The organism is Celerinatantimonas yamalensis (assembly GCF_046054155.1).
Lineage (GTDB): Bacteria > Pseudomonadota > Gammaproteobacteria > Enterobacterales > Celerinatantimonadaceae > Celerinatantimonas > Celerinatantimonas yamalensis.
Map to the genome: position 1 here is coordinate 133934 of NZ_JBEQCT010000001.1, position 14432 is coordinate 148365.

At 42.7% G+C, this 14432-nt stretch carries 11 protein-coding genes; 9 read left to right on the top strand and 2 right to left on the bottom strand.

Annotated elements, in window-relative coordinates; translation table 11 throughout:
* Positions 1-26 precede the first annotated feature (26 nt).
* A complete protein-coding gene (gene adhE / locus ABUE30_RS00715; RefSeq protein WP_408621730.1) occupies positions 27-2717 on the bottom strand; it encodes a bifunctional acetaldehyde-CoA/alcohol dehydrogenase in 2691 nt (896 codons plus the stop codon).
* Positions 2718-3403: 686 nt separating this feature from the next.
* Between adhE and ABUE30_RS00720 the strand changes: the two genes are divergently transcribed.
* From ABUE30_RS00720 to ABUE30_RS00750, 7 genes are all read left to right on the top strand, one after another.
* Complete coding sequence (locus ABUE30_RS00720; protein WP_408621731.1) at positions 3404-5029, top strand: ABC transporter substrate-binding protein; 1626 nt, start codon at positions 3404-3406, stop codon at positions 5027-5029.
* 96 nt (positions 5030-5125) lie between these two features.
* The gene (gene oppB / locus ABUE30_RS00725) at positions 5126-6046 is read left to right on the top strand and encodes an oligopeptide ABC transporter permease OppB (protein WP_408621733.1); all 921 of its coding nucleotides are present in this window, start codon (positions 5126-5128) and stop codon (positions 6044-6046) included.
* 16 nt (positions 6047-6062) lie between these two features.
* The gene (gene oppC / locus ABUE30_RS00730; protein WP_408621735.1) at positions 6063-6977 is read left to right on the top strand and encodes an oligopeptide ABC transporter permease OppC; all 915 of its coding nucleotides are present in this window, start codon (positions 6063-6065) and stop codon (positions 6975-6977) included.
* 29 nt (positions 6978-7006) lie between these two features.
* Complete coding sequence (oppD, locus tag ABUE30_RS00735; protein ID WP_408621736.1) at positions 7007-7981, top strand: ABC transporter ATP-binding protein; 975 nt, start codon at positions 7007-7009, stop codon at positions 7979-7981.
* Positions 7978-8964: a murein tripeptide/oligopeptide ABC transporter ATP binding protein OppF gene (gene oppF, locus ABUE30_RS00740; protein WP_408621738.1), complete on the top strand. Its 987-nt coding sequence runs from the start codon at positions 7978-7980 to the stop codon at positions 8962-8964. The genes oppD and oppF overlap by 4 nt, the downstream gene beginning before the upstream one ends.
* Positions 8965-9081: 117 nt before the next feature.
* Positions 9082-9681, top strand: a complete 600-nt coding sequence (locus ABUE30_RS00745; protein WP_408621740.1) for a SanA/YdcF family protein — start codon at positions 9082-9084, stop codon at positions 9679-9681.
* Between the two features lie 247 nt (positions 9682-9928).
* The gene (locus ABUE30_RS00750; RefSeq protein ID WP_408621742.1) at positions 9929-10363 is read left to right on the top strand and encodes a GAF domain-containing protein; all 435 of its coding nucleotides are present in this window, start codon (positions 9929-9931) and stop codon (positions 10361-10363) included.
* Positions 10364-10450: 87 nt separating this feature from the next.
* On the opposite strand, the gene ABUE30_RS00755 is transcribed toward ABUE30_RS00750, so the two are convergent.
* Entirely contained in the window at positions 10451-11758 is a 1308-nt protein-coding gene (locus ABUE30_RS00755; protein WP_408621744.1) for an anti-phage deoxyguanosine triphosphatase, read from the bottom strand.
* A gap of 144 nt (positions 11759-11902) precedes the next feature.
* On the opposite strand from ABUE30_RS00755, the gene cmk reads away from it, so the two are divergent.
* Both cmk and rpsA read left to right on the top strand, forming a co-directional pair.
* Positions 11903-12583, top strand: a complete 681-nt coding sequence (cmk, locus tag ABUE30_RS00760; RefSeq protein WP_408621745.1) for a (d)CMP kinase — start codon at positions 11903-11905, stop codon at positions 12581-12583.
* Between the two features lie 105 nt (positions 12584-12688).
* The gene (gene rpsA, locus ABUE30_RS00765) at positions 12689-14359 is read left to right on the top strand and encodes a 30S ribosomal protein S1 (protein ID WP_408621746.1); all 1671 of its coding nucleotides are present in this window, start codon (positions 12689-12691) and stop codon (positions 14357-14359) included.
* The last annotated feature ends 73 nt before the right edge of the window (positions 14360-14432 follow it).

Sequence of the window (14432 nt, forward strand, 5' to 3'; positions counted from 1 at the left end):
GCTAAGATGCAATGTGGTGCTGCTATTTATTTAGCTGCATCCACCGCTTTTTTTGAGCGACGAGCAGGTTTTTCTTCACTTTTTTCGTCTTCAGCTTTTTCAATGTCTTCGCGCTCATATTCTTCGACATAATAATTGCCGTAGAATGAGTCAATTAACACTTGTTTTAACTCACTAATGAGCGGGTAACGAGGGTTAGCACCGGTACATTGGTCATCAAATGCTTCAACGGCTAAATGATCAACTTTCGCCATAAAATCAGCTTCACTCACGCCAGCGGCTTGAATAGAGGTTGGAATATCAAGCTCAATTTTCAATGCTTCTAACCAATCGAGTAGGGCGTTGATTTTATCCTCTGTACGACCTTCTCGGAAACCGAGGTGTTCAGCAATTTCAGCATAACGCGCACGTGCTTTTGGCCGGTCGTATTGAGAGAACGCTGCTTGTTTAGTCGGTAAGTTTGTAGCGTTATAACGAATGACGTTCGTCAATAACAAGGCATTTGCTAAGCCATGAGCAAGGTGGAACTCAGCCCCCAATTTATGTGCCATTGAGTGACAAATTCCCAAGAATGCTTGCGCAAACGCGATACCAGCAATAGTTGCACCATTGTGCACTTTTTCACGAGCGACTGGATCTTTGGCACCATTTGCATAGGCACTTGGCAAGTATTGTTTGAGTAAGCTTAATGCTTGTAATGCTTGTCCATCAGAGTATTCGTTAGCAAGAATAGACACATAAGCTTCCATGGCATGTGTCACTGCGTCATAACCACCAAATGCAGTTAATGCTTTTGGCATATTCATGACCAAGTTGGCATCAATCACAGCCATGTTGGGAGTGAGCTGATAGTCGGCTAACGGATATTTTTTGCCTGTTGCGTCATCAGTTACAACCGCGAATGGTGTTACTTCAGAACCAGTTCCTGAGGTTGTGGTGATGGCTACCATCATCGCTTTTTCACCCATTTTAGGGAATTTATAGATCCGTTTGCGGATATCCATAAAGCGTAGCGCCAAATCTTCGAAATGAACTTCAGGATGTTCATACATGACCCACATAATTTTCGCCGCATCCATTGGCGAACCGCCACCTAAGGCTAAAATTACATCAGGTTTAAATTGGTTGAGCAGATCCGCCCCTTTACGGACAATACTAAGAGTTGGGTCCGCTTCGACTTCGTAAAAGACTTCGGTTTCCATGCCTTTATCTTTTAGGATCTCAATCAGTTCATCTACGTAACCATTGTTAAATAAGTAACGGTCGGTCACGATACATGCACGTTTTTTACCTTCCAGATCTTTCATCGCTTCTGGCAAGCAGCCGCGGCGGAAGTAGATAGATTGAGGGAGTTTATGCCATAACATGTTTTCAGCTCGCTTAGCCACTGTTTTTTTATTGATCAAGTGTTTAGGACCAACGTTCTCTGAGATTGAGTTACCACCCCAAGAACCACACCCGAGGGTTAGTGACGGTGCTAGTGCAAAGTTGTAAAGGTCACCAATCCCACCTTGTGAAGTTGGTGTGTTGATCAAAATACGAGCCGTTTTCATTTTGTCGCCAAAATAAGCGATACGTTCTTTATTTTGATCTTGGTCAGTATAAAGTGCTGAGGTATGCCCAATCCCGCCAAGGTTAACCATTTCGACGGCTTGATCAACGGCGTCATAGAAGTCTTTTGCTTTAAACATCCCTAATGTAGGTGACAATTTTTCATGTGCAAATTCGTCTGCAATAGTGACTCGTAGGCCTTCACCGATAAGTACTTTGGTCCATGCTGGAACCTTGATACCTGCCATCTCAGCAATTTTACTCGCTGGTTGACCAACGATTTTAGCGTTCAACGCACCATTAATCAGCAATATTTTACGGACTTTATCTGCTTCCTCTTTGGAAAGAATATAGCCGCCGTAATTAGAAAATCGCTCTTTAACCGCATCATAAACTTTATCGACAACAATAACAGCTTGCTCTGAGGCACACACGACACCATTGTCAAAGGTTTTAGACATTAATATAGAAGATACCGCACGCTTGATATCAGCCGTTTCATCAATAACGACAGGCGTATTACCCGCCCCTACACCGATGGCTGGTTTACCAGATGAGTAGGCTGCTTTCACCATGCCTGGACCACCCGTTGCAAGAATCAGATTGATGCTATCATGACGCATCAGAGCATTTGATAATTCAACAGAAGGCTCATCAATCCAACCAATAATATCTTTAGGGGCACCCGCTTCAATGGCTGCATCAAGTACTAATTTGGCCGCTGAATTAGTTGATTTTTTTGCACGAGGATGAGGGGAAAATATGATCCCATTACGTGTTTTTAAACTAATCAGAGCTTTAAAAATAGCGGTCGATGTTGGGTTGGTGGTTGGAACGATCCCACAGATAATACCGATAGGTTCGGCAATTGTGATGGTTCCCATTTCTTCATTTTCATCGAGAATGCCACAGGTCTTTTTGTCTTTGTATTTGTTGTAGATATATTCTGAGGCGAAGTGATTTTTAATTACTTTATCTTCAACAATACCCATGCCTGATTCTGCAGCAGCCATTTGCGCTAACGGAATACGGGCATCGGCTGCGGCAAGTGCTGCAGCACGGAAAATTTTATCAACTTGTTCTTGGCTATAGCTTGCATACGCTAGCTGGGCTGTTTTAACTCGCGCAACCAACGCGTCAAGTTCGGTGATATTACTAACAGTCATAGATTTCTCCTCAATTATAAAGCTGTTTAGCAAGTGGCGTGGCTTTATTCATACGTTCGAACCGATTAGGTGTGACGAAACCGCACTGACTAAGCAGCCTTCGGGTAACAGTATATGATAGTCAGCTTTGTAATAATTGACTTGGATCAGTTGTTGTTTAGTTACAAATGAAATTTAAAAATGAGATCAAAAACCTATATTTCATAGGGATATAGCGAATATGGGTATGATAATCCGTTTGATAAAGTTCTTTTTGTAGCAAAATTACAAAATATATGATCGAATTGTTGTGCCGTGTTATCAGTAGATGAGTAAAAAGAGTTTATCTTCTGATTTGTGTCAAAAATGAGATCTCAATGCTTCTTTACGCAGCTATTTAAACTGCAACAAGCAAACACACTCGATTTTAATGAGATTTGGGATGAATACTTATGAGTTTTTTTTTTCTAAATGGCACTTATTTTGATTTTTTATGCATAAATAATGCTTTCTAATTTATTTTTAGGTTTTGCTAAGAATAATAGTTTGTCGATGTAGAAATAGAAATGTACAATCTGTGGCTAATCATTATATAAGCAGAAGATTAGTCTGTTTTAATGATGATTCAGTTAAATACTCATAGGCGTTCATAAAGTGACTTATTGACGCTAGTCCGTTTGGGATTTCCTTTAAAAATGGAGATTTTAATGAATCTAAATAAAAAAATTCTTAGTACGCTGGTAGTTTCAGCGATGCTAAGCGCAAGCACAGTATACGCAGCTGATGTTCCAGCAGGAACTCAACTTGCAAAAAAACAAGACATTGTAATCAACAACGGTTCTGAGCCCGGTTCATTAGATCCGCAGCTTATTCAAGGTGTCCCTGGGTCGCATATTGCCATGCAGCAATTTGAGGGGTTGATTAATCAAGACGCTAATGGTGCAACAGTACCTGGCGTAGCCAAAAGCTGGGATAATAAAGACAACAAAGTCTTTACCTTCCATTTGCGTGATAATGCGAAGTGGTCAAACGGTAAACCCGTCACTGCGCAAGATTTCGTGTTTGCTTGGCGCCGATTGGTTGATCCTAAAACGGCTTCGCCTTACTCATACTATTTGCAGTTGACTGGCATGGAAAACGTTGATGCCATCATTGATGGTAAAATGGATCCAAGTAAACTGGGCGTAAAAGCGTTAGATGATCACACGTTGCAAGTGACATTGTCACATTCCGTGCCTTATTTTGTAAAAATGATGGCCAACTCATCTGTTTTCCCTGTTTATCCACCTGTCGTTGAAAAATGGGGCGATAAATGGACTCAGCCTCAGCATATCGTCTCAAACGGTGCCTATAAACTAAGTAAATGGGTGGTGAATAGCCGTATCGTGCTAGTGCGTAACCCTGATTATTGGAATAATAAGAAAACCGTCATCAATAAAGTGACCTTCTTACCAGTTTCTGATCAAGTCGCCGCGATGAATCGCTTTATGGCTGGTGAAATCGATATGACGTATGAAGTGCCAAATGAGCAGTTCAAGCACTTACAAAAAGATTATCCAAACGATCTAAAAGTAACTGGTTATTTGTGTAACTATTATTATGATTTCAATAATAAAAAACCACCATTTAACGATGTTCGTCTGCGTAAAGCCCTCTCTTATGCGATTAACCGTGATGTCATTACCAAATATGTGACTGGTAAAGGTGAACAACCGCTGTATGGCTTTACGCCTGCGGCAACCGATGGCTTTACCCCGCCTAATCTTGCTTATGCGCATATGACTCAAGCACAGCGTATGGCGAAAGCACGTGAGTGGATGAAAGAAGCAGGGTATGGCAAAGGCGGCAAACAGTTAGATATCTCTATTTTGTATAACACCAGTGGTAACCATAAAAAAATTGCATTAGCAGTTGCTCAGATGTGGAAATCGCTAGGCGTTAAAGTCACATTAGAAAACCAAGAATGGAAAACCTTCTTACAGACTCGTCAAAATCATCAATTTACCGTTGCACGTGATGCATGGTGTGGTGACTACAATGAAGCGTCTACATTCATGACTCTGATGATGACTGGCAATACTCAAAATAATGCTGACTATTCGGATAAAGCTTATGACGCGCTTATGAATAAAGCATTGAACACCGCAGATGATAAAGCTCGTAATGCCTTGTATACCAAAGCTGAAGATATTTTAGTGAACGATGCACCGATTGCGCCGATTTATTCATATGTGAATGCTCGCTTAGTGAAGCCAACCGTGGGCGGTTATCCAATGCATAACGCACTGGATTACTACTACGTGAAAAACTTCTATATGAAAGCGAAAAAGTGATTTAGCAGTTAAGTCTTACGGGCGCTGGTGGTCCCTTTCGGCCAGCGCCTTTCATACACCTAGATTGTGGTAACGAATCTCGAACGAGACTAGTTTATGTTAAAGTTTATTTTTAAGCGGATCCTAGAAGCGATTCCAACGATGTTGGTGCTCATTACAGTGTCATTTTTTATGATGCGTTTTGCGCCAGGGAATCCTTTTTCTAGTGAACGCGCACTACCACCTGCAGTAGAAGCAAACCTGAACGCCAAATATGGTTTAGATAAGCCGTTAGTTGTGCAATATTTTAACTATATGAAACACATGTTACATGGCGATTTAGGCCCTTCATTTAAGTACAAAGATAAGGATGTTACATCACTGATTGAGCAATCATTGCCAGTTTCTGCCAAGATCGGTTTTTATGCTTTTATTTTAGCCGTTGTGATGGGCGTTGCTGTAGGGACGATCTCTGCGCTTAAACAAAATACGTGGTTAGATTACACAACCATGTCCACCGCGATGGTTGGGGTGGTGATGCCCTCATTTGTGATTGCCCCAGTACTGATTTATATATTTGCATTGGGCTTTAGAATTCTACCCGCAGGTGGGTGGAATGGTGGTGATTTTCAGCACATGGTATTACCTGTTATCGGGATGGCGATGTTATATGTGGCAACTTTTGCCCGTATTACCCGTGGCAGTATGATTGAAACATTACACTCAAACTTTATTCGAACAGCGAAAGCGAAAGGACTCCCATACTGGCAAGTGGTGCTAAAGCATGCACTGCGTCCCGCGTTGTTACCCGTTGTTTCGTACATGGGGCCTGCATTCGTTGGGATTATTACCGGTTCGGTGGTAATTGAAACTATTTTTGGTCTTCCTGGTATCGGCCAGCTATTTATTAATGGTGCGTTAAACCGTGATTATTCACTGGTGTTAGGTGTCACCATTGTCATTGGCGCATTAACCATTTTCTTCAACGCGGTTGTCGACATCCTGTTAGCGATGGTTGATCCGAAGATCCGAATTTAGGGAGCCTTTGAAATTTATGTTGTTTTTTTCTAAAAAATCGAGTCAAGCGGTCACAGGAAACCTAGCAGAACAGCTAGAAGTGGAAGGGCGCAGCCTTTGGCAAGACGCCTTCCGTCGTTTTCGTCGAAACCATGCGGCTATGACCAGTTTAGCTATTTTGGTCTTTATTATCTTATTTGTGTTAATCGGGCCCTATTTTTCACAGTATCCGTTCGATGCAACTGACTGGGTCCACATGTCGTCACCGCCCTCATGGGCGACGGGCCATTACTTTGGTACAGACTCTTTAGGCCGTGACCTCTATGTCCGTTCACTGCTTGGTGGTCGAATTTCGCTGATGGTTGGGGTGCTTGGCGCTTTGGTCGCTGTGGTCATTGGTACGCTTTATGGGGCGACCTCTGGTTTTATCGGCGGTGGAGTTGACCGGATCATGATGCGTGTTTTGGAAATTTTATATTCCATTCCTTTTATGTTCTTAGTCATTTTATTAGTGACCTTTTTTGGTCGCGATATCATGCTGATTTTTGTCGCCATTGGTGCGGTCTCTTGGTTGGATATGGCGAGGGTTGTGCGTGGTCAGACACTGAGTTTACGCAATAAAGAGTTTATCGAAGCGGCTGAAGTGTGTGGCGTTTCAAGATGGAATATTATTACCAAACATATTATTCCGAATGTCTTAGGAATTGTTGCGGTTTACGCGACATTGTTGGTTCCAAATATGATTTTGCTTGAATCTTTCTTGAGTTTCTTAGGGCTAGGGGTTCAAGAGCCGATGACCAGTTGGGGCGCTTTACTGCAAGATGGTGCGCAGAATATGAATATCGCGATTTGGCAGCTTTTAGTCCCTTGTGCCTTTATGGTCATTACGCTGTTTTGTTTTAACTATATCGGTGATGGTCTGCGTGATGCGTTAGATCCAAAAGATCGATAATCTGACAGCTCGGTAACGAAGGAATAACCATGAGTTTATTAGAAGTAAGAGATCTGCGGGTCGAATTTACGACTCCTGATGGTGCCGTCACCGCAGTTAATGATCTTAATTTTAGCCTCGAAGCGGGCCAAACTTTAGGGATCGTCGGCGAGTCAGGTTCCGGTAAAAGCCAAACCGCCTTTGCGCTGATGGGGTTGTTGGCATCCAATGGGATCATTTCTGGTAGTGCGAAATTTGAAGGGCGTGAAATCCTCAATTTGCCAGAAAAGGCTCTCAATAAGATCCGTTCCGCCAAAATCGCGATGATCTTCCAAGACCCAATGACTAGCTTAAACCCTTACATGAAAGTTGGCCCTCAGCTGATTGAAGTGTTGCGTCTGCATAAGGGAATGAACGATAAAGAAGCCTATACAGCATCTGTGCAAATGCTTGATGCGGTCAAAATGCCAGAAGCTCGGAAACGGATGAACATGTACCCACATGAATTTTCCGGTGGGATGCGTCAACGAGTGATGATTGCGATGGCATTATTATGTCGTCCTCAGTTATTGATTGCTGATGAGCCAACGACGGCGCTAGATGTGACTGTCCAAGCGCAGATTATGCAACTTCTCAATGAGTTGAAAGATGATTTTAACACCGCCATTATCATGATTACTCATGATTTGGGCGTTGTTGCAGGGATCTGTGATAAAGTTTTGGTCATGTATGCAGGGCGTACTATGGAATATGGAACGGCTCATGATGTGTTCTATACCCCAACACATCCTTATTCACAAGGCCTGCTGAAAGCCATCCCACGCTTAGACACGGATGGTGATATATTACCAACGATTCCTGGAAATCCACCTAACTTGTTGAAGTTACCCAAAGGGTGTCCTTTCCAAGAACGTTGCGAAAAAGTGATGCCAAAATGTAGTGCGCAGTCTCCTGAGTTACTCGAGTTTGATGGTGCGCGTCAACGAGCTTGTTTTTGGGATTGGCGACAGGAGGCAAACAAATGAGTGAGAGAAAAGTTCTACTCGATGTCGAAGATCTAAAAGTATATTTCGATATTAAGAATAACCATAGCTGGCCATGGAGCAAACCTGTCACCTTGAAAGCGGTTGATGGTGTATCGGTACGCTTATACGAAGGAGAAACTCTGGGGGTCGTGGGTGAGTCCGGTTGTGGTAAGTCTACCTTTGCGCGAGCGATTATTGGACTGGTTGGTGCTCGCGCCGGCAAGGTGCTTTGGCTGGGCAATGATCTCACTAAAGCGAACTCAAAAGCTTTGCATGAAACGCGCAAAGACATTCAGATGATCTTCCAAGATCCATTGGCATCACTTAATCCGCGGATGACAATTGGTGAGATCATTGCTGAACCACTAAAAACCTTTCATCCAAATTTTTCCAAACAGGAAGTGAAAGATAAAGTGCGCTCGATGATGATGCGAGTCGGTTTGTTGCCTAATGTGATTAACCGTTATCCCCATGAATTCTCTGGTGGGCAATGTCAACGTATTGGCATTGCGCGTGCATTGATTCTTGAGCCGAAAATGGTGATCTGTGATGAGCCTGTTTCTGCTTTGGATGTGTCGATCCAAGCACAAGTTGTCAATTTGCTCAAAGAAGTGCAAAAAGAGATGGGGTTAAGCTTGATCTTCATCGCACATGATCTATCAGTTGTTAAGCATATCTCTGATCGCGTACTGGTCATGTATCTGGGCAACGCCATGGAAACAGGGACATCGGATGAGTTATTTAGCCATCCGACACATCCTTATACCAAGGCGCTGATGACGGCTGTGCCGATTCCGGATCCAGATCTAGAACGTGCTAAGAAGATTGATCTGTTAGAAGGCGAGTTACCATCACCGATTAATCCGCCTTCAGGGTGTGTGTTTAGAACGCGTTGCCCGATTGCGACAGAAGAGTGTGCTAAAACGAAACCACATTTGGAAGGCGATTCTCATCAAGTTGCGTGCACACGCATTAGTATCTAGTCGTTTTTCACGATAAAATCAAAAGCCTCAATTAACCTTGGGGCTTTTTTGTATCAAGCCAGCGGCAAGAGAGAGGGCAATTTGCAATTAAAGAAGTTTGTCTTATGGGTGTTAACCATGCTTGTTTTTATAGTCATAGGCGCTGTTGGTATTGATCAATATGTTCGCTGGAGTACCCATGATCTGGTATTTTCCAAGATTGCTAATATTCCCGCAAAACCAGTGGCTTTGGTGTTGGGGACGAGCAAGTACGTGGGTAAACGACTTAATCCTTTTTATATGAATCGAATGCTTCGTACCGTTGAACTGTATCGTGCGGGAAAAGTACAACGCATTTTGGTCAGTGGGGATCGCGCTTCACGCTATTATAATGAACCACGGACGATGCTTAATGATTTGGTTAAACGAGGTGTGCCACGGGATGTCATTGAAGTAGACAATGCTGGGTTTCGTACAATCGATTCGATTGAACATGCCAAACAGGTTTTTGGTCTGCATCATATGATTATTGTATCACAACGATTTCATTTGGCTCGAGCGTTGTTTATTGCACGCTATTTTGGTTTAGATTGTGTCGGATTGATTGCCCCAGATGCGCCATTTAGTTATTACTGGCGCACCCGATTGCGAGAAGTCGCGGCTCGGTTGTTTGCCATTTGGGAGTTATATGTATTAAAACCATTTGATACGCCGCAATCTCAGGTGCAAAACAAGTAGTGTTTTATACATCATTTTGTGATGAAAATGTATCTGCATATTGCAAAGTAGAACTGCAATTAGATTGCAGTTTGCAAAAATAAAAGAACCTGTCGAAGTGATCCAAACCAATAATATCCATCCTATATTTTATATTTTTGTTGATTAATCATGCTATTACTAATTTTTTAAAGAAATTTAGCTACAGTGGCACAAGCTTTGTAAGCTATTACATTAGTAATCAATAAGAAATATAAAGGTGACAATTATGGATTGGCAAAATTGGCTTAATGATGGGTGTGAAGCTCTGGGTATGGAAAATGGTGCAATCACAGTCTGTTGTGGGCGCCACTTAACGGTCATTCACCATGCTGAGGGCGGTAAACTAATAACCTCTGGTGATAGCTTTGATCGGCGTGGAACTTTTTGTGAACAGGTCATGAATCAGCGAGATCTTGTCACTTATAACGCACCCATAGATGAGTTATCAACTATTCAATTTGGTAATGTAGTCATTGCTACGTCTATTCAAGCTTATATTGGTTATCCGCTCATTGTTCGAGATATTGTGTTTGGCACATTGAACTTCAGCTCGGCTAAACGTAGAGCAGATGGCTTTAGCACTCATGATCTTTTTATCACCGAGATGATGGCTAATGATTATGTCCAATATAACTTAGCACCAAACCGAGCTAGAATGTAATTCACCGCATTATTGATTATGATTGTTACAACTGATTTGTCCCTAGTTTTCCCGGTCATAAGGCCGGGTTTTTTATAGAAAAACTGATTAGCCAAAAAGTCGCTGATTAAGGCGTAGCGCATATTCATCAGTCATACCCGCAATATAGTCAGCGATGATCCGGTAGGGGTTGTTGTCATTTTCATCTGCTTTTTGCCAACGTTCTTGGGTGTTTAAAGGTAATAGTCGCATCGGATCACTACTAAATGCTTCAAATAATTCCATGACAATTTGTTGTCCCCGATAGCGGACCTGCTCAATATCAGGTGTTTGAATCACATAATTTAACACAAATTGTTTAAGATAATTAAGGGCCATATGATAAGGCTCATCCATGCAAGCTTGATAAGCTATTAGTGGCTCACTAACTTCAGAATTATGTGAGACATGAATAGCCGTAATAAATGCGTTGACTAAAGCGCCGATAGCATTTTTTTGCGCATAGTGGTGTGGGCTAAACAGCTGTGATGTGGTTTCATCGATGTGTTCATTGAGCCAACACTTAGGTAATCGTTTAATCTTTTCTACAACCTGTTGTTGCCAAATATCACGTTGCAATAGCCCCATAACGATAGCATCTTCTAAATCATGTACGCCGTAGGCGATATCATCGGCTAATTCCATAATAGAGCAGTCCAGTGACTTATAACAACTCCGTTGATGCAGCGTTAAACCATCACCGGTTACGCTTTGAATATATTGGTGGTCATGCTCATTTAGTGGCGCTAGCATCCACGTATATAAACCCTGATCATCATCATAAATTCCCTTAGCTGGGAGCCAATCGGCGGCTTTCAACTGCCGGAAATTCGAGATGCTGGGGGGATTCTCTGTGCGCATGATGCGATTGATCAGCACCGGATATTTACTGACTCCTAATAATGTTCGGCGAGTTAGATTCATCCCATCAAATGGGGTATAGGGTTCAAGTTTAGTCAGAATACGAAATGTCTGCGCATTGCCTTCAAACCCTCCATGTTCACGCATCAGATAATTGAGGGCTACTTCGCCGCCGTGGCCAAAAGGTGGGTGACCTATATCATGGGCAAGGCAAAGCGCCTCGACTAACATTGGATCGGGTAGTGGGATGCTTGCCTGCACTGACCCTCGCAGTTGACTCACAATACCTGTCCCTATCTGTGCAACTTCAAGAGAATGGGTTAAACGAGTTCGGTAAAAATCATTATGACCAATCCCCAATACTTGCGTTTTACTTTGCAATCTGCGAAATGCAGCAGAGTGTACAATTCGTCCACGGTCCCGTTGCCAAGGGCTACGAGGATCGTGCTCTCGTTCTGGCAAATGTTGATTAGGACGAGCCTGCCAATTGGGTACTACAAAATGATCATTTCGCATGGCAATTATCATTATTGATTGAATTTATTCCAATTTAGGGGGGGGAGTAGTCATACGTCAAGATAAATCAATGGTTTTGGCAATGCGCTTTTGGCGTAGAATCCGTATAATACGTAAAATGTTGATATAATTGATGGAGGATTCATGGCTGAACTGACGCCGGTCATAACCGTAGATGGGCCAACGGGAGTGGGAAAAGGCACTCTGTGCTCAAAATTGGCAGCACATTTAGGTTTTCATCTACTTGATAGCGGTGCTATTTATCGAGTTCTTGCGTTAGCTGCCTTGCATCACAAAGTTGATCTCGCCAACGAAGAAGCACTCTATCCAATAGCCGCCCACCTCGATGTTCGTTTTGAACGGACAGATTCATTGGTCCGTGTTATCTTAGAGGGCGAAGATGTCTCCTCAGAACTGCGTTTAGAGAGTACGGGTGAGGCAGCCTCCCAAGTGGCCGCTTTTCCACGCGTTCGAGAAGCTTTATTACGGCGCCAACGTGCTTTTCGACAACCCCCTGGATTAGTCGCTGATGGACGAGATATGGGGACCGTGGTTTTCCCTGATGCTGCTGTTAAGCTATTTTTGGATGCTGGCGCACAGGTTCGTGCTAAACGCCGCTTCAAGCAGTTGCAAGGCAATGGTATTAATGTTAACTTTGATGGCCTTTTGAACGATATTAAGATAAGAGATGATCGTGATCGCAATCGTTCTATTGCACCGTTGGTGCCTGCAGATGATGCGCTAGTGATTGATTCTTCGAATCTTACTATCGATGAAGTCGTTAACAAAGCATTTGCTTATATCGACTTAAAACTAACCCGATAACTTTTCGGGAATGGATACTTACAATAAGGATGTTGTAAGTTATTTGAATAACCCCATTTAGCGGGATAGCTAAGTGGTCGTTTTTATATTATGTAAATTATAAACATGACTGAATCTTTTGCTCAACTCTTTGAAGAGTCTCTTCACGATCTGGAATTTCGTTCTGGTTCGATTGTTAAAGGTACTGTGGTTGCGATCCAGAATGGTATGGTTCTGGTTGATGCAGGCCTGAAATCCGAGTCTGCGATCCCTGCAGAGCAATTCAAAAACAGCGCCGGCGAACTGGAAGTAGAAGTTGGCCAGGAAGTCGATGTAGCTCTGGACGCAGTGGAAGATGGTTTCGGTGAGACAATCTTGTCTCGTGAGAAAGCTAAACGCCATGAAGCTTGGGTGCAGCTAGAAGCTGCCTACGAAGAACAAGCGACTGTAACTGGTGTTATCAATGGTAAAGTCAAAGGTGGCTTCACTGTTGAAGTAAATAATATTCGCGCATTCTTACCTGGTTCTTTAGTTGATGTTCGCCCAGTTCGCGATACCTCTCATCTGGAAGGTAGAGATCTCGAATTTAAAGTGATCAAGCTGGACCAAAAACGTAACAACGTTGTTGTATCTCGTCGTGCTGTTATCGAAAAAGAACACAGTGCAGAACGTGAGCAATTGCTTGAAAATCTGCAAGAAGGTCAAGAAGTTAAAGGTATCGTTAAGAACCTGACTGATTATGGTGCCTTTGTTGATTTAGGCGGCGTTGATGGCTTGTTACATATTACTGACATGGCTTGGAAACGTGTTAAACATCCAAGTGAAATTGTTAATGTTGGCGATGAAATCACTGTTAAAGTACTGAAATTTGATCGTGAACGCACACGTGTTTCTTTAGGTTTGAAACAATTGGGTGAAGATCCATGGGTTGCAATTGCAAGCCGTTACCCAGAAGGAACTCGCCTTGAAGGTCGCGTTACTAACCTGACTGATTATGGCTGTTTCGTTGAAATCGAAGATGGCGTTGAAGGGTTGGTTCACGTTTCTGAAATGGATTGGACAAACAAAAACATTCACCCATCTAAAGTGGTCAATGTTGGCGATGCTGTTGAAGTTATGGTTCTGGATATCGACGAAGAGCGTCGTCGTATTTCTCTGGGTCTTAAACAGTGTAAAGCGAATCCATGGGATCTGTTTGCTGAAAATCATGCTAAAGGTGATCGTGTTTCTGGTAAGATCAAATCAATCACTGACTTCGGGATCTTTATTGGTCTTGATGGCGGCATCGATGGTTTGGTTCACTTATCTGATATCAGCTGGAATGCAGCGGGTGAAGAAGCCGTTCGTGACTACAAAAAAGGTGACGAAATCGAAGCTGTTGTACTACAAGTTGATGCAGAACGTGAACGTATTAGCTTAGGTGTTAAACAGCTGGCTGCAGACCCATTCAACAATTATTTGGATAACCTGAAAAAAGGTGCGATTGTTGATGGTACAGTAACTGCTGTTGACGCTAAAGGCGCAACGATTGAGTTAGCTGATAGTGTTGAAGGTTACATTCGTGTAGCTGACCTTTCTCGTGAGCGTGTTGAAGATGCTTCAACTGAACTCTCTGTCGGTGATAGCGTGAATGCTAAGTTTGTTGGTGTTGACCGTAAGAACCGTACTATTAGTTTATCTATCCGTGCGAAAGATGAAGCTGATGAGAAAGAAGCGATGGCAAGCCTGAATGCGCAAGATGATACGCAGATTGGGAATGCAATGGCTGAAGCGTTTAAAGCCGCTAAAGGCGAATAATCGTTGAAAAATCAGGGGAGTGTTTTGCACCCCCTGATTTCTATTCTAAACTGAAAGTAGTCTTAAATTATCA